A 20,377-nucleotide genomic window follows, 5' to 3' on the forward strand; every position below is an offset into this window, starting at 1 on the left:
TCAACCATGTTTGCAGGATTACCTTCACTCACCCATGAACAGCAACAGCAGGCGGTCGAGCGGATTCAGGAACTGATGGCGCAGGGATTAAGCAGCGGCCAGGCAATCGCCCAGGTGGCGGAAGAAATTCGCGCGACCCATAAGGGCGACCGCATCGTCGCCCGTTTTGAAGATGAAGACGAGTAGACTTACACCGCCGCAATAATTTTAATTTCTACTTTGTATTGCGGCTTCATCAGTTTCGCTTCCACGGTGCAGCGCACCGGCGCATGTCCCGCCGCCACCCAGGCGTCCCAGGCTTCATTCATCCGGGCAAAATCGGCACGGTCGGCGAGGAAGATCGTCGCGTCGAGAATGCGGGTTTTGTCGCTGCCCTGGGCCTGCAACATTTCATCGATCTGCGCCAGAATATCCGCGGTCTGGGCACGCGCATCGGCATCGGTATTTTCCGGCACGCCGGTATAGTAGAGGGTCTGATTGTAAATCACGGCGTCGGACCAGCGGGCTTCCGGGTTGATGCGAAGGATTGTCATCGTTATGTCCTTATGGTTTTCAAAGAGTGCCAGACTGCCATATCGTGAGCGTCGCGTCATCTCTTTGGCTGGCGAAAGCCGCGCGCCCCTGACATAATCACTGGCAATTTATCCAGGGGGTAGTGTGACGGACATCAGTGTGGCTGAAGAAAATGTGACGGACGATTTCGCAACCGACGGGCAACTGGCAAAAGCGATACCGGGCTTTAAACCGCGTGAACCCCAGCGTCTGATGGCGCAGGCCGTGGCGAAGGCGATCGAGACGCAAACCCCGCTGGTGGTCGAAGCCGGCACCGGCACCGGAAAAACCTACGCCTATCTTGCCCCTGCGCTGCGTTCGGAGAAGAAAGTCATTATCTCCACCGGTTCAAAGGCCCTTCAGGATCAGCTCTACAGCCGCGACCTGCCCACCGTCGCCCGCGCTCTGGACTATAAAGGCAAACTGGCGCTACTCAAGGGGCGCTCTAACTATCTGTGTCTCGAACGTCTGGAACAACAGGCGCTGGCCGGAGGCGATCTGCCGGTACAAACCCTGAGCGACGTGATCCTGCTGCGCAGCTGGGCCAATCAAACCTTTGATGGCGATATCAGCACCTGCGCCAGCGTGGCGGAAGACGCCCCGGTCTGGCCGCTGGTCACCAGCACCAACGATAACTGCCTTGGGGCCGACTGCCCGCTGTATAAAGACTGCTTCGTGGTGAAAGCGCGTAAAAACGCCATGGAGGCCGACGTGGTGGTGGTTAACCATCATCTGTTTATGGCCGATATGGTGGTGAAAGAGAGCGGGTTCGCCGAGCTGATCCCGGAAGTGGACGTCACTATTTTCGACGAAGCGCACCAGATCCCGGATATCGCCAGTCAGTATTTCGGCCAGTCGCTGTCCAGCCGCCAGCTTCAGGATCTGGCAAAAGACATCACCATCGCCTACCGCACCGAAGTCAAAGATACCCAGCAGCTGCAAAAATGCGCCGACCGGCTGGCCCAGAGCGCGCAGGATTTCCGTCTGCAGCTGGGGGAGCCGGGCTTTCGCGGCAATCTGCGCGAGCTGCTGGCGGACCCCGCCATCCAGCGGGCGCTGGTGCTGCTCGATGATGCGCTGGAGCTGTGCTACGACGTGGCGAAGCTGTCGCTGGGGCGCTCGGCGCTGCTGGATGCGGCGTTCGAACGCGCCACACTGTACCGCGCCCGCCTGAAGCGGCTCAAAGAGATCAACACCCCGGGCTTCAGTTACTGGTACGAATGTAATTCGCGCCATTTCACCCTGGCGCTGACGCCGCTGAACGTGGCGGATAAGTTTACTGACGTGATGGCGCAAAAATCCGGCACCTGGGTTTTCACCTCCGCCACGCTGTCGGTGAATGACGATTTGCACCACTTTACCGACCGGTTAGGCATCAGCGAAGCGGAAACGCTGCTGCTGCCCAGCCCGTTTGATTACCAGACACAGGCGCTGCTCTGCGTGCCGCGCGGCCTGCCAATGGCCAACCAGCCCGGCGCGGCGCGTCATCTGGCCAGAATGCTGAAACCGATGATCGAGGCCAACAACGGGCGCTGCTTTATGCTCTGCACCTCCCACGCCATGATGCGCGATCTGGCGGAGCAGTTCCGCGCCATGCTGACGCTGCCAGTGCTGCTGCAGGGCGAAACCAGTAAAGGCCAGCTGCTGCAACAGTTTGTCGAGGCCGGCAATGCCCTGCTGGTGGCGACCAGCAGCTTCTGGGAAGGGGTGGACGTGCGCGGCGATACGCTGTCGCTGGTGATCATCGATAAACTGCCGTTTACCTCACCGGACGATCCGCTGCTCAAAGCGCGCATGGAAGATTGCCGCCTGCGCGGCGGCGATCCGTTTGACGAAGTTCAACTGCCGGATGCGGTTATCACCCTCAAGCAGGGCGTCGGGCGTTTGATCCGCGACGTTGACGATCGCGGTGTGCTGGTGATCTGCGACAACCGTCTGGTGATGCGTCCTTATGGCGCAGTGTTCCTGGCGAGCCTGCCGCCTGCGCCGCGCACCCGCGACATTAGCCGCGCCGCCGCGTTTCTCGCCGCCCCGTGACGGAGTAATTTGTGCCAGACTATGGTAAGATGCGCGCCATTTTTACATGACCCCACCTCGCGAGAGTGCGAAAAGATATGCGAATTCTGGCCATAGACACCGCCACCGAAGCCTGTTCCGTAGCGCTTCAGGATAACGACACCATTCATGCTCATTTCGAGCTGTGCCAACGTGAGCACACTCAACGAATTTTGCCGCTGGTTCAGACACTTCTGAACCAGTGCGCTGTTTCCTTGTCTCAGATTGACGCGCTGGCGTTTGGCCGCGGCCCCGGCAGTTTTACCGGCGTGCGCATCGGCATCGGCATCGCTCAGGGCCTGGCGCTGGGCGCGGAACTGCCGATGATCGGCGTGTCGACCCTCGCCACCATGGCGCAGGGCGCGTACCGCAAAACTGGCGCAACCCGCGTCCTGGCCGCCATCGACGCGCGCATGGGCGAAGTCTACTGGGCTGAGTACCAGCGCGATGCGCACGGCGTCTGGCATGGCGAACACACTGAAGCCGTGTTAACGCCGCAAGCGGTTAACGCCCGGTTGATGGAATTAAGCGGAGAATGGGCGATGGTCGGTACCGGCTGGCAGGCCTGGCCGGAGATGGCTAACGGCAGCAGCGTAACCCTGGTAGACGGCGGCATTCAACTGCCCGCCGCTGAAGATATGCTGCCGCTGGCGGCAAGGGCTTTTGAACAACAGAAAACGGTGCCGGTTGAACAGGCCGAGCCGGTTTATCTGCGCAATGAAGTCGCCTGGAAAAAACTGCCAGGCAGAGCGTAATCGCCTGACGCCGCGCGTCGGGTTAAGGAGTCAACAATGGCGATGCAAAAAACGATGTTTCGCATATGGCTGGTGGCCATCGGTGCGCTGGCGCTCTCCGGATGCGTCACGATTCCGGATGCCATCAAAGGCTCCAGCCAGATGCCCCAGCAGGATCTGGCTGCCGTGATGGACGCGCCGCGCCTGTACGTTGGTCAGGAAGCGCGTTTCGGCGGGAAAGTGGTGAGTATCCAGAATCAGCAGGGTAAAACCCGGCTGGAAATCGCCACTGTGCCGCTCGACAGCGGCGCGCGCCCGGTGCTGGGCGAGCCTTCTCGCGGACGCATTTATGCCGACGTAAACGGCTTCCTCGACCCGGTGGACTTTCGCGGGCAACTGGTGACGGTTCTTGGGACCATCACCGGCGCGGTAGACGGTAAGGTCGGCGCAACGCCCTACAAATTTATGACCCTGGACGTGACGGGGTATAAGCGCTGGCATATCACTCAGCAGGTGATTATGCCGCCGCAGCCCATCGATCCCTGGTTTGGCCCGTACCCGTGGCGCTATGGATATGGTCCCTGGGGCTGGTATAATCCCGGCCCGGCTCAGGTCCAGACCATTGTGACCGAGTAAACCTTTGTTTTGCGGTAATAACAAACAGCGGCAGGTCCGCTGTTTGTTCGTTTTCAGGACATAAGAAAAATAAATAGTGACGCGCTTCGCATCCTTAAATCAGCCTAATTAATAAACTGGTACGCTGAGTTAATATTATGTTAACGACATGTTTTTATTACTGGGGTTGCGATGACGACGAATACTACTTTCAGAGGTGATGCATTGAAGAAGGTTTGGCTTAACCGTTATCCGGCCGATGTTCCGGCTGAAATCGACCCCGATCGTTATCAATCCCTGGTAGAACTGTTTGAGCAGGCCGTGACGCGTTACGCTGACCAGCCCGCGTTTATTAATATGGGCGAGGTGATGACCTTCCGTAAGCTGGAAGAGCGCAGCCGCGCGTTTGCCGCCTATCTTCAGGAAGGGCTGGGATTGCAGAAGGGCGATCGCGTCGCGTTGATGATGCCTAACCTGCTGCAATATCCGGTGGCGCTGTTCGGTATTTTGCGCGCCGGGATGATCGTGGTGAACGTGAACCCGCTGTACACCCCGCGCGAGCTTGAACATCAGTTGAACGACAGCGGCGCCAGCGCCATTGTGATCGTTTCCAACTTTGCCCATACCCTGGAAAAAGTGGTCGACCGCACCCAGGTGAAGCACGTGATCCTGACCCGTATGGGCGATCAACTCTCCACCGCTAAAGGCACAGTGGTCAACTTTGTCGTTAAATACATCAAGCGTCTGGTGCCGAAATACCATCTGCCGGATGCCATATCGTTTCGCAGCGCCCTGCACAACGGCTACCGGATGCAGTACATCAAGCCGGAAGTGACGGGCAACGATCTGGCCTTTCTGCAATATACCGGCGGCACCACCGGCGTTGCCAAGGGCGCGATGCTGACCCACCGCAATATGCTCGCCAACCTTGAGCAGGTGAAGGCCACCTACGGGCCGCTGCTGTTCCAGGGCAAAGAGTTTGTGATCACGCCGCTGCCGCTGTATCACATCTTCGCGCTGACCATGAACTGCCTGCTGTTTATTGAACTCGGCGGCCAGAACCTGCTGATCACCAACCCGCGCGATATTCCGGGGCTGGTGAAAGAGATGGCGAAATACCCGTTCACCGCCATGACCGGCGTTAACACCCTGTTTAACGCATTGCTGAACAACAAAGAATTCCACCAGCTCGATTTTTCTACACTGCATCTCTCTGCGGGCGGCGGGATGCCGGTTCAGCAGGCGGTGGCGGAGCGCTGGGAGAAACTCACCGGGCAATTTTTGTTGGAGGGCTATGGCCTGACCGAGTGTTCGCCGCTGGTGAGCGTCAACCCGCATGATATCGACTACCACAGCGGCAGCATTGGCCTGCCGGTGCCGTCTACGGAAGCGAAGCTTATCGACGACGAGGGCAACGAAGTGCCGCACGGCGAGCCGGGCGAGCTGTGCATCCGCGGGCCGCAGGTGATGTTAGGCTACTGGCAGCGCCCGGACGCCACCGACGAAATCATCAAAGACGGCTGGCTGGCCACCGGCGATATCGCTGTGATGGACGACGAAGGTTTTCTGCGCATCGTGGATCGCAAAAAAGATATGATCCTAGTATCCGGATTTAACGTTTATCCTAATGAAATCGAAGACGTGGTGATGCAACATACCGGCGTCAGCGAAGTGGCGGCGGTGGGCGTCCCGTCCGGTGCCAGCGGCGAAACCGTGAAGATCTTCGTGGTGAAGAAAGATGCGGCGTTGACCGAAGAGTCGCTGATCACCTTCTGCCGCCGTCATTTGACCGGTTATAAGGTGCCGAAGCTGGTAGAATTCCGCGATGAGCTCCCGAAATCCAACGTTGGGAAGATTTTACGACGAGAACTGCGTGACGAAGCACGCAAGCCAGGCAACAATAACGCCTGAGCTCCGAGACAGTCGCCAAACGCCGGTTAACCGGCGTTTTTTTTGGCGCAAACCAAAGAGAAAGTAATTTGAATTATCAGATGATCACCACCAACGACGCACTGGCCGCCTGCTGCGAAGCGGCGCGTCGTCATCCGGCGCTGGCGCTGGACACCGAATTCGTCCGTACCCGCACCTATTATCCTCAGCTGGGGCTTATCCAGCTGTATGACGGCGAGCAGGTTTCGCTGATTGACCCGCTGACCATCACCGAGTGGGCGCCCTTCAAAGCGCTGTTGCAGGACGTTAACGTCACCAAATTCCTCCATGCCGGGAGTGAAGATCTGGAAGTGTTCCTGAACGCATTTGGCATGATGCCGGAGCCGTTTATCGATACCCAAATCCTGGCGTCATTTTCCGGCCACGCGTTGTCCTGCGGATTCGCTGCACTGGTGGAGAGTTTCACCGGCATCGCGCTGGATAAAAGTGAATCGCGCACCGACTGGCTGGCGCGCCCGCTGACGGAACGTCAGTGCGACTACGCGGCGGCGGATGTCTGGTATCTGTTGCCTATCGCCACCCAACTGGTGGAAAAAACGCGTGGATCCGGCTGGCTTGAAGCGGCGCTGGACGAGTGCCGCCTGATGATGGCGCGCCGCAGTGAACAGGCTAATCCGGACGAAGTCTGGCGCGATATCGGCAACGCCTGGCAGTTGCGCACCCGCCAGCTGGCGTGTTTAAAGCTGCTGGCGGCGTGGCGGCTGAAAAAAGCCCGCGAACGCGATCTGGCGTTGAACTTTGTGGTGCGCGAAGAGCATCTCTGGCAGGTGGCGCGCTATATGCCAACTTCGCTGGGCGAGTTAGACAGTCTGGGCCTTTCGGGTAGTGAAATTCGCTTTCACGGCAAAACACTCTTGTCGTTAGTGGCCCAGGCCCAGGCTTTACCTGAATCGGAATTCCCGGAGCCGATTGCCAATCTGGTGGATATGCCCGGTTACCGTAAAGTCTTTAAAGAGATTAAAGCGCTGGTTCAGGCAACCAGCGAAGCGAAAGGGGTGAGTGCGGAATTGCTTGCATCACGTCGGCAAATTAATCAGTTGCTAAACTGGCACTGGCAACTTAAACCCAAAACAATGCTGCCGGAATTAATTAGCGGCTGGCGTGGCGACTTATTAGCTGCGCAACTAAAAGAGCTGTTAAGCCGTTATTAATAAAAACCCCTGTGAATATTCACAGGGGTTTTTATATTGGTCTGGCAACGGAAAAATAACAGCATTGAGCAAATTCCAAAAGGAATCAGAGTGCTCTTAAAGGTTATTTCGTTTCTTCCGCTTCCGGTAGCGTTACGTTAAGTTCCAGCACCGAAATATCATCACCTTTTTGATCCAGTTGGACGGTGACCATTTCCGGATCGATCTGCACATATTTGCAAATCACTTCCAGAATATCACGCTTCAACTGCGGCAAATAATGCGGTTCTGAATCACTGCGGCGGCGCTCCGCGACAATGATCTGCAAACGTTCTTTCGCGATACTGGCGGTATTCTTTTTACGCGAAAGAAAAAAGTCGAGTAATGCCATAAATCATCCTCCGAACAGGCGTTTGAGGAAACCTTTCTTCTCTTCTTCAATGAAGCGGAAAGGACGTTCTTCTCCAAGCAGACGCTCAATGGTGTCGGCATACGCTTTACCGGCGTCGGAATCCTGATCGAGGATCACCGGTTCGCCCTGGTTCGATGCGCGTAACACTGACTGATCTTCCGGGATCACGCCTACCAGCGGGATGCGCAGGATTTCTAACACATCTTCCATGCTCAGCATGTCGCCGCGGCTGACGCGGCCTGGGTTGTAACGGGTGAGCAGCAGGTGCTCTTTAATCGGCGCTTCGCCGTTTTCGGCGCGGCGGGATTTGGAGGCCAGAATACCCAGAATGCGGTCAGAGTCGCGCACCGAGGAGACTTCCGGGTTAGTGGTGATCACCGCTTCATCGGCGAAATAGAGCGCCATCAGCGCGCCGCTTTCGATGCCTGCCGGCGAGTCGCAAACCACAAACTCGAAGTCCATGCTCTTGAGCTCATCAAGGATTTTACCTACGCCGTCGCGGGTCAGCGCATCTTTATCGCGGGTCTGCGAGGCGGGGAGAATATAGAGATTCTCGGTGCGCTTATCTTTGATAAGCGCCTGATTCAGCGTGGCATCGCCCTGAATGACGTTAACAAAATCATAGACGACACGACGTTCACACCCCATGATCAGGTCCAGATTACGCAGGCCGATATCGAAATCGATAACAACGGTTTTTCTTCCCTTCTGGGCCAAACCCGTAGCGATGGCCGCGCTGGAGGTGGTCTTCCCAACGCCCCCTTTACCCGAAGTAACAACAATAATGCGTGCCATAAAGGAATTCCTTGTTAAAAGGGCTTAATTTAATGGTTGAATGGTCAAGTCGTTTTCCGCGAGTTGCAGACGTGCCGCCTTGCCAGAATAAGTGGCTGGGATTTGATCGCTCAGCCAGTAAACCCCCGCAATGGAGACCAACTCCGCCGCAAGGCTGGTGCAAAATATTTGCGCATCCCGATCGCCGCTGGCGCCGGCCAGCGCCCGTCCGCGCATCATGCCGTAGACATGGATATTGCCATCAGCGATAAGTTCCGCGCCAGCGCTCACGTGGTTAGTGACTATCAAATCACAATTTGGCGCATAAACGCGCTGCCCTGAACGTACCGGCAGATCGATTAAGCGTGTTTTTGTGATGGGTGTCGCAACAGGTTCGGGAGCGGGGGGAGAAACGGGACGTGCGGGTTTGTCTTTGCCTTCGGTCAACAGCGCGATGCCGGCCCGGCTGATTTCAGCTTTAAGCGCGTCATCTTTGCAGCCGCTAATGCCGACCAGATGAAGGCCGCTCGCCAGCACGACATCATGTAATGCCTGCCAGTTAAGGTTGCCTTCCAGATTTGAAATATTGACCACCACGGGCGCGTTTTTTAAAAAGGCCGGTGCCTGAGCAATTTTATCTTCCAGTGCTTTGCGAATCACCTCAGGGTGCGCATCATGCAAATGAACCACTGATAACGTGAAACTACTGCCTTTAAGCTCGATGGGCGTGTTTGACATCCTGGCCTTACTCAATTCAGTTATAATCCCCACAACGGTGGGATGATATTCCGAAACCCTCAAGGCATGTTATAGTCCCGGCTATATTCAGGCAAGTCACCACCCGGCGAAATCAGAGTAAAAACTATGTTTTGTGCAATTTATCGAAGTGCCAAACGCGATCAAACTTATCTTTATGTAGAAAAAAAGGACGATTTTTCACGTGTACCGGAAGATTTGATGCAAAGTTTCGGTCAACCCGTGCTGGCGATGTTATTTCCCCTCGACGGAAGAAAGAAATTAGCCTTTGCCGATCTGGAAAAAGTTAAAAAGGCATTAACGGAGCAGGGCTTTTATTTACAAATTCCGCCGCCGCCGGAGGATTTGTTAAAACAGCACCGCGAAATGCAAAGCAAAAAATAAGTCTCGCAACACGCGGTGAGGAATTCCTGGCTACATTAAGCACGATAACCTGTGATCAATGAGCCGGGAAATCCTATGAAATCTGCTGCCAGTGCGTTAACGCTTTTTAGTTGTCTTTGCGCGGGTTATCTTCACGCCACCCCGCAGTTGCCTGACCCCACCCCTGCGACCTCGTCGCCCGCCGCAGCCGTTCAGCAGGCGCCCGAAACGGCCCAGCCCGATGGCTTTCCAGAATTTGTCGAGAAGCTCAAGCGCGAAGCGCGCCAGCAGGGCATTCGCGAATCCACGGTTAACCAGGCGTTCGCCAGGATCCATTTCGTTGAGCATGTAGTGAAATCCGATCAAAACCAGCCCGAGCAAAAAGTATTGCTGGATGACTACCTTAATCGCGTGATCACGCCTGAAAAAGTCGCCGAAGCGCGTACCCAGCTGCGCACCCATCAGCAGATCCTGCGGCGCACCGAGCAGCGTTACGGCGTTCAGCCGCAGTACCTGGTCGCGCTCTGGGCGCTGGAAAGCCGGTTCGGCAAAGTGCAGGGTGATGAAGACATCTTCTCCGCCCTGGCGAGCCTGGCTTTTGAAGGGCGTCGCGAGGCTTTCTTCACTAAGGAACTGATCGCGGCATTGAAGATGGTGGATGAAGGGCATATCGAAGCCAGCCAGATGAAAGGCTCCTGGGCGGGCGCAATGGGGCAAAACCAGTTTATGCCCAGCTCTTATCTACGCTACGGCGCTGACGGCGACGGCGACGACAAAATGGATATCTGGAACAACGTTAACGATGTGTTCGCCTCCAGCGCCAATTATCTGGCGAGCGAAGGCTGGAAGCGCGGCGAGGAGTGGGGCCAGCAAGTCACGCTGCCTGCTGATTTCGATACCGCGCTGGCCGGGACCAAAACGGCACAGCGTAAAACCGTTGCCCAGTGGCAGGCGCTAGGCGTGGCCTTTCAACAAAACGGTCTCCAGCCGGATGGGCAGCAAAATGCCTGGATCGTCATTCCGGATGATGGTCAGAACCGGGGATTTATTGCGCTGCAAAATTTCCGTACGCTGATGACATGGAATCGTTCTTACTATTTTGCTATCAGTATTGGCATGATGGCCGACGCAATCATGCGCAACGACGATAACGCACCGGCCAAAAAATAATCATACCGTACAACGCAGAGGGAACATCATGTATCAACACCATAACTGGCAAGGGGCGCTGCTGGATTTTCCGGTGAATAAAGTGGTTTGCGTAGGCAGCAATTACAGCAAACACATTCAGGAGATGGGCAGCACGCCGCCTGATGAGCCGGTACTGTTTATCAAACCGGAAACCGCGCTGTGCGATATTCGCCAGCCGCTGGTGCTGCCTCAGGGGCTGGGATCGGTGCACCATGAAGTGGAACTTGCGGTGCTGATTGGCTCGACGCTGCGGCAGGCGACCGAAGACCACGTCAATCAGGCCATCGCCGGGTATGGCGTCGCGCTGGATCTGACGCTGCGCGACGTGCAGTCGAAAATGAAGAAGGGCGGTCACCCGTGGGAAAAAGCCAAAGGGTTTGATAATGCCTGCCCGATCTCCGGTTTTATTCCGGCAACGGAATTTGGCAGCGATCCGCAGAATGTCACGCTGGGCCTGAAGGTCAACGGCGAAATGCGTCAGAACGGCAATACCAAAGACATGATCCATAAAATCATTCCCTTGATTGCCTATATGAGCCGCTACTTTACCCTGCGCGCCGGGGACATCGTGCTGACCGGCACGCCGGAAGGCGTCGGGCCGCTGGTAAGCGGCGACGAACTGGAAATTACCTTTAACGATCGCACCCTGACGACACGCGTCCTGTAACCGCTGAGCCGCCTCGTCCGGGGCGGCAACACTTGCATCCGGGGGCGATAGTGTTTATAAGGTGCGCTGACTTTTAGCGGCGGACCCTGGCATGAGCGATAGACCTTTCTGGCAACAAAAAACTCTCGATGAAATGAGCGATGCGGAGTGGGAATCCCTGTGCGATGGCTGCGGCCAGTGCTGCCTGCACAAGCTGATGGACGAAGACACCGACGAAATCTACTTCACCAACGTCGCCTGCAAGCAGCTTAATATCAAAACCTGCCAGTGCCGCAACTACGAACGCCGCTTCGAGTATGAGCCGGACTGCATCAAGTTGACCCGCGAAAACCTGCCAACCTTCGAGTGGCTGCCGCCGAGCTGCGCCTACCGTCTGCTGGCGGAAGGGAAAGACTTGCCGGTCTGGCATCCGCTGCGTACCGGTTCCAAAGCGGCGATGCACGCCGAGCGGATTTCCGTGCGTAATATCGCGGTGAAAGAATCCACGGTGCGCGACTGGCAGGATCACATCCTCAACAAACCCGACTGGGCGCAGTAATCCCGACGCGACGTCAGATTGTGCTAACCAGCCGGACCCTGCTCACAAAATCGCCATCCGCTTTCCCCGGTCTCAGTAAAAAGTCGTAGAGTGAACGTGTCGCTGCAAAGGCGACACCGTCATCCACTTTACAGAGGAAGGCCTATGTTCCCAGAGTACCGTGATTTAATTCCCCGCCTCAAAGCTGAACATCCGCGTTTCGAATCGCTCGTCGAGAAGCATAATGCCCTGGACCAGGAAATAAGCCGCCGTGAAGGCGCAAATGGCAGGGGTTATTGCGAGGAGGTCGCCCGGCTCAAAAAAGAGAAACTGCACCTGAAAGACCAGATCTTCAGGATCCTCCAACAACAGAGCCAGCAGGCTTCGGAACCGTCACACTAAATGTCGGGAACGACATACAACCGCCTCTTAGCAGGCGGTTTTTTGTTGAATATAACCGGAAATTTAGTGGTAGAAATGCTGCGGTTTGGTTAATAAACTTGATGTCAGAGAAAAATCCGCGCATAGTGCCGCCCGTTTATTCAACGGATCGCTATTTTCTATGACGCTGTATCAAAAAATGTGGGTGTTTTACATCGTGATGGCGAGCCTCGCCGCCGTGGTGACGTTCTTTATTGCCAAAGATCGGGTGCGGATTAAATTACTGAGCGCGGCGTTAATCGGCGCGACCTGGCCGATGAGCTTCCCCGTTGCGCTGCTGTTTGCGCTGTTCTGATCGCCGGGCAAAAAAAAGCCCCGAAGCTTTGCTTCAGGGCCTGTGAAATTCCTTTGTTAGTAACGGCCGAACAGATCGCGTTTGCGCGGTTTAAACGGCTGAGCGATCAGCACCAGCAGTGCGACAACCAGATAAGCCGCGAAAATTCCCAGCAGCCACTGCGGCATCTCCAGCGACAAAAATTCCCACTGACGTACCGAGCAATCGCCACTGGCGACGAAAACCTGCGGCAGCCATTTATCCAGCGGCAGCCAGCCCGGGAAACGCGCGGCGAAGTCGCAGGTGACGAACGGTGAGGGGTGCAGTTGCATCATGGTGTGTTCATAGGCCAGCGCCACGCCTTGCCACGCGCTGTAAATCCATACGCCAATCGCCACAAAACGCAGCGGCGTCCTGGGAGCGATGGCGCCAAGAATACCCGCGCCCATAATGCCGAATAACGCGCAGCGCTCGTAAATACATAATACGCACGGCTGCAGTTTCATCACATGCTGAAACCACAGCGCAACCAGCTCGAGGGCAAACGCCGTCATCGCCATCAGAAGCCATGCGCCGCGACCGTGGGAGCACTGGTTTAAATATCGCAACATAATCAAATTCCCTGCTGTATGCGTCGAGAGGGCAGTGTAAACGAATTCGCCTGGCACGCCACTAAGGACAACAAAAATAACAAATTAATCGGATATTCATCATTCAACGCGCCTGTGAAGACGGCGGTTTATTAGTTATTCAATTCGCGCGCCATAATAATCATGCTGTCGCGATCCAGCCATGCGCGAGCATCCACTCTGTGGCGGGCATCAAGATAAATTCAATGCAGGCCAGCCCCGTTAAGGTGAGCACCAGCGTATAGGGAAGCGCCATCCATACCATGCGTCCATACGACAGGCGAATCAATGGCGCCAGAGCCGAGGTGAGCAGGAACAGAAACGCCGCCTGGCCGTTAGGCGTCGCCACCGACGGCAAATTGGTGCCGGTGTTAATCGCCACTGCCAGCAGTTCAAACTGATTGCGATCGATAAGCCCCTGCTCCAGCGCAGTTTTGGCTTCGTTAATATACACTGTGCCGACAAACACGTTATCGGAAATCGATGACAGCAGGCCGTTAAACAAATAAAAAAGCGACAACTGCGCATGCGGCGCGGCTTCCAGCACAAAAGTGATGATCGGCGAGAACAGTTTCTGGTCGATGATGACCGCCACGACGGCGAAAAATACCGTCAGTAGCGCGGTAAACGGCAGCGCTTCCGTGAAGGCTTTGCCGATGGCATGCTCGTCGGTGACGCCGCACAGCGCGGTAGCGAAAACAATCACCGACAGACCAATCAGGCCGACCTCGGCCAGATGCAGGGCCAGCGCGACGATCAGCCACACGGCGATAATCCCCTGAACCACCAGCTTCATTTTGTCCTGACGGGTGCGCTCGCGGGTGCTTTTTTCGTCAAACTCGCGCAGTACCTGGCGAACCGAGTCCGGCAGCGGCTCGCCGTAGCCAAACCAGTGCATTTTCTCGACGATAAAACAGGTTGCGAGGCCACAGAACAGTACCGGTACGCTTACCGGGGCAACGCGTATCAAGAAATCGACAAAGTGCCAGTCGGCGGCTTTCGCGATAATCAGATTCTGGGGTTCGCCTACCATCGTCATTACGCCGCCGAGCGCGGTGCCGACTCCGGCATGCATCATCAGGCTGCGCAGAAAGGCGCGGAATTTTTCCAGATTGGCGCGGCTGTCCTCTTCGAGCGTGGAGTCATCCTGTAAATCACTGCTGTCGTGACGGGTACTGGCGTAGCGGTGGTAGATGCTGTAAAAGCCTACCGCAACGCTAATTACCACCGCGACGACCGTCAACGCATCCAGGAAGGCAGATAAAAACGCGGCGGCAAAACAAAACGCCAGCGACAGCAAAACCTTAGAGCGGATGCCCAGCAGCAGTTTAGTGAAAATCAGCAACAGGAGTTGCTTCATAAAGTAGATGCCCGCCACCATAAACATCAGCAGTAACAGCACTTCAAGGTTAGCGCTTATCTCCTCCCGGATATGGCCTGGCGTGGTCATGCCGATCGCTACCGCTTCGATAGCCAGTAGCCCGCCCGGCAGCAGCGGATAGCATTTCAGCGCCATCGCCAGGGTGAAAATGAATTCGGCCACCAGAAACCATCCGGCCACAAACGGGCTGATGAAAAAGATGATCGGATTAAGTACCAGAAATGACAGCAGTGTTACTTTGTACCAGTCGGGAGACTGACCGAGAAAATTACGGTAAAGGGCGCGTCCGAATGACATTTCCATGGTCAAGCTTTTACTCCTTCTGAATAAGGGTGGGTGGGGCGACGGAAAATCCTAGCGCTCGCGTGTGTTCCAGGCAAGCTAAAACGGGGTTTTAAACGTGCCGGGAATTAATAAAAAGCAAACCGCGATCCCCTTTTTCCCCTGAGACTTCGCTATCTGTCAGGAAATGCGTCTGGTATGATGAGTGAATTTTGTAAAATGCTGTGTATGGGTATCTCACTATGGTTATAAAGGCGCAAAGCCCGGCGGGTTTCGCTGAAGAGTACATCATTGAAAGTATCTGGAATAATCGCTTCCCACCGGGGACGATCCTTCCGGCGGAACGTGAGCTCTCCGAGTTAATCGGCGTCACCCGCACCACGCTGCGCGAAGTGTTGCAGCGCCTGGCGCGCGACGGCTGGTTGACCATTCAACACGGCAAACCGACCAAAGTGAATAACTTCTGGGAAACGTCCGGGCTGAACATCCTTGAAACGCTGGCGCGCCTCGATCACGAAAGCGTTCCGCAGCTGATCGATAACTTGCTGTCGGTGCGTACCAATATCGCGACCATTTTTATCCGTACCGCGTTTCGTCAGCATCCGGATAAAGCGCTGGAAGTGCTGGCTACCGCCACGGAAGTGGAAGATCACGCCGATGCGTTCGCGAATCTTGACTACAACATCTTTCGCGGGCTGGCCTTTGCGTCCGGCAATCCGATTTACGGCCTGATCCTCAACGGGATGAAAGGGCTGTATACCCGCATTGGCCGCCACTATTTTGCCAATCCGGAAGCACGCAGCCTGGCGTTAGGTTTCTACCACCGGCTGGCGAAGATCTGTGAAGACGGGCTGCACGATCAGGTATATGAAAGCGTGCGCCGCTACGGTCATGAGAGTGGTGAGATCTGGCATCGCATGCAGAAAGCCATTCCAGGCGGTCTGACCATGACTGGCCGCTAACGCCACCTCATTAAAACAAATGGCCTCGCTTAGCGAGGCCATTTTTTTAGATTTCCTGCTGAGAGCGGGTGTCGCCATGCCGGGTTACGTCTACCGGCATCCCGGAGCGCAACTCCATGGCATGATTCATCACGTCGCCATTCACCGTCGGCTGGCTACGGAAGCGCTGCGCGCCGTCACTCAGGTTGATCGGCAGGGTTTGCGGATCGTCGTTGATATCCTTCGACAGCGGCTGATGAACCTCAACAATCTGGCGGCCATCCGGCTCGCTGGAGATTTTCAGCGGCTCGTTAATGATGTTCACCTTCGTGCCCACATCCACCACGCTGAACAGGTGTTTGATATCGTCATCGCGCAGGCGGATACAGCCCGAGCTTACGCGCATCCCGATGCCGAAATCGGCGTTGGTGCCGTGCAGCAGATAAACGCCGCCGTAGGCCGCCAGGCGGATTGCATGATGCCCCATCGGGTTGTCCGGCCCGGCGGGCACGACTGCCGGTAGGGTGATCCCCTGCTTCAGATAGCGGGCGCGGATATTGGCGGTCGGCGTCCAGGTCGGGTTGGCGCGCTTTTGCGAGACGCTGGTTTTCATGGTTGGCGTCAGGGTGTCGCCATCCAGCTGGCCGATGCCAATCGGGTACACCGTCACGCTGTTAGTGCCCGGCGGGAAGTAGTAAAGGCGCAGCTCTGCGAGGTTGATCAGGATGCCTTCGCGCGGGGCATCCGGCAGCAGCATCTGGCGCGGGATAGTCAGCACGCTGCCTTCACGCGGGACATACGGGTCAACGCCGGGGTTGGCCTGCATCAGCGCCAGAAAACCGACGTTGTACTGTTTAGCGATGGCCTCCAGCGAACCGCCGCCGGGCTCAACCACATGGAATTGATTTTCACCGATCAGGCGACTGCCCGCAGGCGGTAGTGGGTAGGTATTGGCGCGCGTTGGCAGCGCGACGGCCAGCGTGGCGATAACGCTAAACCAGGTGATCCAGCGAAAAATGCGCAATGAAGAAGTCATATGAATAACCCTATGAATGTTAAGGTTTTGTAATGGGCAGAAGAGGGAAGTATGACCAGCGCCGTCCAGGGAAATCCTGGAGGATTGAAATATTTTGTAAATTATTCACCGGGCATAAAAAAACCCGGCGTTGCGCCGGGCTTATGTCGTTTATGCCACCGCGTTTTCCTGCACCTGGGACATAAACTGCGTCACCCAATCCATCCGGGTTTTACGCTCGTTGAGATCCTGGAAAAACTTCAGGCGCGTCGGGCCATCCAGCCGGAAATGCTGCGGCGATTTTTGCAGTAACCCGATCAGCCATACCGGGTCGACATGGTTTTTCTCGGCAAACTCAATCACGCCGCCCTTATCGTGGGCCTCAATCTTGCGAATGCCCATTTTCTGCGCCAGTTGGCGCAATCGGGCGATATCCAGCAGATTACGCGCCGCATCCGGCAGCAGGCCGAAACGGTCGATCAGCTCCACTTTAATTTCGTCCAGCTCACCCGGCTTTTTGGCGCTGGCGATGCGCTTATAGAACGACAGGCGGGTGTTCACATCGGGGATGAAATCCTCCGGCAGCAGCGACGGCATCCGCAGCTCCACCTCGGTTTGCTGGCTGGTGAGATCTTCCAGCGACGGCTCGCGGCCTTCTTTCAGCGCATCTACCGCGTTTTCCAGCAGCTCCATGTACAACGAGAAGCCGATGGTTTCCATTTGACCACTCTGGCCTTCGCCAAGCAGCTCACCGGCACCGCGAATTTCCAGGTCGTGGGTCGCCAGCGCGAAGCCCGCGCCTAAATCCTCCAGCGACGCGATAGCCTCAAGACGTTTTTGCGCGTCGGTGGTCATCGCTTTCGGATGCGGAGTCAACAGCCAGGCGTAGGCCTGGTGGTGCGAACGGCCCACGCGACCCCGCAGCTGGTGCAGCTGCGCCAGGCCGAAATGATCGGCGCGCTCAATGATAATGGTATTGGCGGTGGGGATGTCGATACCGGTTTCGATAATGGTGGTGCACACCAGCACATTAAAACGCTGGTGGTGGAAATCGTTCATCACCCGTTCCAGTTCGCGCTCGCGCATCTGGCCGTGGCCGATGGCGATACGCGCTTCCGGCACCAGCGTTGCCAGCCGGTCGGCGGCTTTCTGGATGTTCTCCACGTCGTTGTACAGATAGTAAACCTGGCCGCCGCGCAGGATCTCACGCAGGATAGCTTCGCGCACCACCAGGCTGTCGTATTCGCGCACAAAAGTTTTTACCGCCAGACGGCGCGCCGGCGGGGTGGCGATAATCGACAGATCGCGCATGCCGCTCATCGCCATATTCAGGGTTCGAGGGATCGGCGTGGCGGTCAGCGTCAGGATATCGACGTCGGCGCGCATCGCTTTGATGCGCTCTTTATGACGTACCCCAAAGCGGTGCTCTTCATCGACGATCAGCAGGCCCAAATCTTTCCACTGCACGTCGCTTTGCAACAGCTTGTGGGTGCCGATCAGGATATCGATTTTGCCTTCGGCGGCCTGTTCCAGCACCTGAGTCTGCTCTTTGGCGCTGCGAAAGCGCGACAGCATTTCAATGCGTACCGGCCAGTTGGCGAAACGGTCGCGGAAGTTATCGAAATGCTGCTGGGCCAGCAGGGTGGTCGGCACCAGCACGGCGACCTGTTTGTTGTTCTCCACCGCCAGAAATGCCGCGCGCATCGCCACTTCAGTTTTGCCGAAGCCGACGTCGCCGCACACCAGCCGGTCCATCGCCAGGGGCTGACACATATCGCTCAGCACCGCGTTAATGGCCTGGGCCTGATCCGGCGTGGTTTCAAACGGGAAACTGTCGCAGAACAGCTGGTACTGCTCGCGATCGTGCTTAAACGCAAAGCCGGTTTTCGCCGCGCGCTGGGAATAAATGTCCAGCAACTCCGCCGCCACGTCGCGAACTTTTTCTGCCGCTTTTTGCCGCGCCCGGGACCAGGCGTCGCTGCCCAGCTTATGCAGCGGCGCGTTCTCCTCCGCCCCTCCGGCGTAGCGGCTGATCAGATGCAGCGACGACACCGGCACATACAGTTTGGCGTCGTTGGCGTAGGTCAAAATCAGGTATTCGCCGGTGATGCCGCCTGCTTCAAGGGTGGTCATCCCGGCATAGCGGCCCACGCCGTGCTCCAGATGCACCACCGGCTGGCCGGTATGCAGTTCCGCCAGGTTGCGGATCAGCGTATCCGGGTTGATAGTGCGGCGATTGTCCTGGCGGCGGCGCGCCACGCGCTCGCCCAGCAGATCGCTTTCGCAAATCAGCGCCCGCTGACGGCGGGTATCGATAAACCCGCGCTCCGCAGCGCCCAGGATCACATAGCGGCCCTGACCGCCGGCCTCATCAAAGCGATAGAGCTTTTTCGGGGCGATCTTAATGCGCGCCAGCAGTTCAGACAGGGCTTCGCGGCGGCCTTCGCTCTCGACCGAAAACACCACCGGGCCGTCGAAGGATTCAAGAAACTTACGCAGATCGTCCAGCGGCGCTTTCTGCTGCGCTTTGACCGACAGTTCCGGCAGCGGCTGATAGCCGAGATTGGTATTGGCGGCCTTTTCCGGCAGCGCCTCGGTTTTAAGTTGCACGCGCGGCCAGTGCTTAAGCTCGCTGAACAGCTCGTCGGTGCGCAGCCATAGCTGTTCCGGCGGCAGCAGCGGACGCATCGGGTCAACGCCGCGATTCTCAAAGCGCGCCACGGTATCGGCCCAGAAGCGTTGGGCGCTGGTTTCCAGATCGCCGGTATTGACCACCAGCGTATTGGCCGGGAAATAGCTGAACAGTGCGGGCAGCGGCTCGCTGAAAAACAGCGGCTGCCAGTACTCGATACCGGCAGGCAGGGCGCCTTTACTCACCTGTTGATAGATATGTTCGGCGTCGCGCTTCACCTCGAAGCGGTCACGCCAGTGGGTGCGAAACAGTTCAATGGCGTTTTTATCGGTGGGGAATTCGTGCGCCGGCAGCAGGTTGATGGCCTCAACTTCCTCCAGCGTGCGCTGGGTATCGACGTCAAACAGCCGCAGGCTGTCGATCTCGTCATCGAAAAAATCGAGGCGATAGGGCTGGGCGCTACCCATCGGATACAGGTCGAGCAAGGCGCCGCGCGTGGCGTATTCGCCATGCTCCATGACCTGATCCACATGGCGGTAGCCCGCCTGTTCCAGCTGGCCGCGCAGCGCGTCGCGCGACAGCTGCTGGCCTTTTTTCATTACCAGCGCATGGCCGTGCAGGAAACTGTGCGGGCATACGCGCTGCATCAGGGTATTGACCGGCAGGATCAGCACGCCGCGCTGCATGGCGGGCAGTTGATACAGCGTTGACAGGCGTGAAGAGATAATGTCCTGGTGCGGCGAGAAACTGTCGTAAGGCAGGGTTTCCCAGTCCGCCAGATTCATTACCATGCTGTCGGTAAACTGGCGGATTTCATCGTGCAGACGCAGGGCATTTTGCATATCAGGGGCAATCAGCACCACCGGCCCGGCATGGCGTTCCGCCATTTCCGCCACTTCCGTGGCGCAGGCCGCGCCGGTGAGTTCGCCCAGGAGACGTTGGTCGCCCGGTTTGGCGGGCAAGGAATAACGATATTGTTCAGACATAGCGTGTTTTAGCGTTTCTCGTTGTGACCCGCGACCCGGTAAAGTCTGGCGCACGAATGGGTTATCGCGATGAATGCGGA

21 protein-coding genes are annotated in these 20,377 nt (G+C 56.8%); 13 read left to right on the plus strand and 8 right to left on the minus strand.

Annotated elements, in window-relative coordinates; translation table 11 throughout:
- Window positions 1–6: 6 nt before the first annotated feature.
- Complete coding sequence (locus GV764_RS09805) at window positions 7–186, plus strand: YoaH family protein (RefSeq protein WP_125291957.1); 180 nt, start codon at window positions 7–9, stop codon at window positions 184–186.
- A 2-nt stretch (window positions 187–188) separates the two neighbouring features.
- Here GV764_RS09805 and GV764_RS09810 read toward each other — a convergent pair whose 3' ends face one another.
- The gene (locus GV764_RS09810; RefSeq protein WP_161659995.1) at window positions 189–533 is read right to left on the minus strand and encodes a RidA family protein; all 345 of its coding nucleotides are present in this window, start codon (window positions 531–533) and stop codon (window positions 189–191) included.
- A 154-nt stretch (window positions 534–687) separates the two neighbouring features.
- On the opposite strand from GV764_RS09810, the gene GV764_RS09815 reads away from it, so the two are divergent.
- From GV764_RS09815 to rnd, 5 genes are all read left to right on the plus strand, one after another.
- Complete coding sequence (locus tag GV764_RS09815; protein WP_161660210.1) at window positions 688–2,589, plus strand: DNA repair helicase YoaA; 1,902 nt, start codon at window positions 688–690, stop codon at window positions 2,587–2,589.
- A 77-nt stretch (window positions 2,590–2,666) separates the two neighbouring features.
- Entirely contained in the window at window positions 2,667–3,362 is a 696-nt protein-coding gene (tsaB, locus tag GV764_RS09820) for a tRNA (adenosine(37)-N6)-threonylcarbamoyltransferase complex dimerization subunit type 1 TsaB (protein ID WP_161659996.1), read from the plus strand.
- 36 nt (window positions 3,363–3,398) lie between these two features.
- The gene (locus tag GV764_RS09825) at window positions 3,399–3,977 is read left to right on the plus strand and encodes a Slp family lipoprotein (RefSeq protein WP_161659997.1); all 579 of its coding nucleotides are present in this window, start codon (window positions 3,399–3,401) and stop codon (window positions 3,975–3,977) included.
- A gap of 204 nt (window positions 3,978–4,181) precedes the next feature.
- Entirely contained in the window at window positions 4,182–5,867 is a 1,686-nt protein-coding gene (fadD, locus tag GV764_RS09830) for a long-chain-fatty-acid--CoA ligase FadD (protein ID WP_161660211.1), read from the plus strand.
- A gap of 68 nt (window positions 5,868–5,935) precedes the next feature.
- On the plus strand, window positions 5,936–7,057 hold the full coding sequence (gene rnd / locus GV764_RS09835) for a ribonuclease D (protein ID WP_161659998.1): 1,122 nt from the start codon (window positions 5,936–5,938) through the stop codon (window positions 7,055–7,057).
- A gap of 103 nt (window positions 7,058–7,160) precedes the next feature.
- Here the strand turns inward: rnd and minE are convergent, their stop codons facing one another.
- The 3 genes from minE to minC are packed head-to-tail and all read right to left on the minus strand — an operon-like array spanning window position 7,161 to window position 8,960.
- Window positions 7,161–7,427 carry a cell division topological specificity factor MinE gene (gene minE, locus GV764_RS09840; RefSeq protein ID WP_125291965.1) on the minus strand — a complete coding sequence of 89 codons (267 nt, stop codon included), beginning with the start codon at window positions 7,425–7,427 and terminating at the stop codon, window positions 7,161–7,163.
- A 3-nt stretch (window positions 7,428–7,430) separates the two neighbouring features.
- Entirely contained in the window at window positions 7,431–8,243 is an 813-nt protein-coding gene (gene minD, locus GV764_RS09845) for a septum site-determining protein MinD (RefSeq protein ID WP_161659999.1), read from the minus strand.
- Between the two features lie 24 nt (window positions 8,244–8,267).
- On the minus strand, window positions 8,268–8,960 hold the full coding sequence (gene minC, locus GV764_RS09850; protein WP_161660212.1) for a septum site-determining protein MinC: 693 nt from the start codon (window positions 8,958–8,960) through the stop codon (window positions 8,268–8,270).
- A gap of 126 nt (window positions 8,961–9,086) precedes the next feature.
- Between minC and GV764_RS09855 the strand changes: the two genes are divergently transcribed.
- The 6 genes from GV764_RS09855 (at window position 9,087) to GV764_RS09880 (ending at window position 12,452) form a co-directional block, all read left to right on the plus strand.
- The gene (locus GV764_RS09855; RefSeq protein WP_125291968.1) at window positions 9,087–9,362 is read left to right on the plus strand and encodes a YcgL domain-containing protein; all 276 of its coding nucleotides are present in this window, start codon (window positions 9,087–9,089) and stop codon (window positions 9,360–9,362) included.
- Between the two features lie 75 nt (window positions 9,363–9,437).
- The gene (locus GV764_RS09860; RefSeq protein ID WP_161660000.1) at window positions 9,438–10,511 is read left to right on the plus strand and encodes a lytic murein transglycosylase; all 1,074 of its coding nucleotides are present in this window, start codon (window positions 9,438–9,440) and stop codon (window positions 10,509–10,511) included.
- Between the two features lie 28 nt (window positions 10,512–10,539).
- The gene (locus tag GV764_RS09865) at window positions 10,540–11,199 is read left to right on the plus strand and encodes a fumarylacetoacetate hydrolase family protein (RefSeq protein ID WP_161660001.1); all 660 of its coding nucleotides are present in this window, start codon (window positions 10,540–10,542) and stop codon (window positions 11,197–11,199) included.
- A 91-nt stretch (window positions 11,200–11,290) separates the two neighbouring features.
- On the plus strand, window positions 11,291–11,737 hold the full coding sequence (locus tag GV764_RS09870; RefSeq protein WP_161660002.1) for a YcgN family cysteine cluster protein: 447 nt from the start codon (window positions 11,291–11,293) through the stop codon (window positions 11,735–11,737).
- Between the two features lie 144 nt (window positions 11,738–11,881).
- Complete coding sequence (locus GV764_RS09875) at window positions 11,882–12,118, plus strand: HP1242/YdcH family protein (RefSeq protein WP_125291972.1); 237 nt, start codon at window positions 11,882–11,884, stop codon at window positions 12,116–12,118.
- A 160-nt stretch (window positions 12,119–12,278) separates the two neighbouring features.
- The gene (locus tag GV764_RS09880; RefSeq protein ID WP_125291973.1) at window positions 12,279–12,452 is read left to right on the plus strand and encodes a GhoT/OrtT family toxin; all 174 of its coding nucleotides are present in this window, start codon (window positions 12,279–12,281) and stop codon (window positions 12,450–12,452) included.
- 56 nt (window positions 12,453–12,508) lie between these two features.
- Here GV764_RS09880 and dsbB read toward each other — a convergent pair whose 3' ends face one another.
- Window positions 12,509–13,042, minus strand: coding sequence for a disulfide bond formation protein DsbB (gene dsbB, locus GV764_RS09885; protein WP_161660003.1), 534 nt, complete (start codon window positions 13,040–13,042; stop codon window positions 12,509–12,511).
- 160 nt (window positions 13,043–13,202) lie between these two features.
- Window positions 13,203–14,744, minus strand: a complete 1,542-nt coding sequence (gene nhaB, locus GV764_RS09890; protein WP_161660004.1) for a Na(+)/H(+) antiporter NhaB — start codon at window positions 14,742–14,744, stop codon at window positions 13,203–13,205.
- 221 nt (window positions 14,745–14,965) lie between these two features.
- On the opposite strand from nhaB, the gene fadR reads away from it, so the two are divergent.
- Window positions 14,966–15,685, plus strand: a complete 720-nt coding sequence (gene fadR, locus GV764_RS09895; RefSeq protein WP_161660005.1) for a fatty acid metabolism transcriptional regulator FadR — start codon at window positions 14,966–14,968, stop codon at window positions 15,683–15,685.
- Window positions 15,686–15,731: 46 nt separating this feature from the next.
- Here the strand turns inward: fadR and ldtC are convergent, their stop codons facing one another.
- Window positions 15,732–16,700 (minus strand): L,D-transpeptidase LdtC, encoded by a 969-nt coding sequence (ldtC, locus tag GV764_RS09900; protein WP_161660006.1) that lies wholly within the window; start codon window positions 16,698–16,700, stop codon window positions 15,732–15,734.
- A 150-nt stretch (window positions 16,701–16,850) separates the two neighbouring features.
- Window positions 16,851–20,297 (minus strand): transcription-repair coupling factor, encoded by a 3,447-nt coding sequence (mfd, locus tag GV764_RS09905; RefSeq protein ID WP_161660213.1) that lies wholly within the window; start codon window positions 20,295–20,297, stop codon window positions 16,851–16,853.
- Between the last annotated feature and the right edge of the window lie 80 nt (window positions 20,298–20,377).

The sequence above is a fragment of the Atlantibacter hermannii genome (assembly GCF_009907385.1).
Lineage (GTDB): Bacteria > Pseudomonadota > Gammaproteobacteria > Enterobacterales > Enterobacteriaceae > Atlantibacter > Atlantibacter hermannii_A.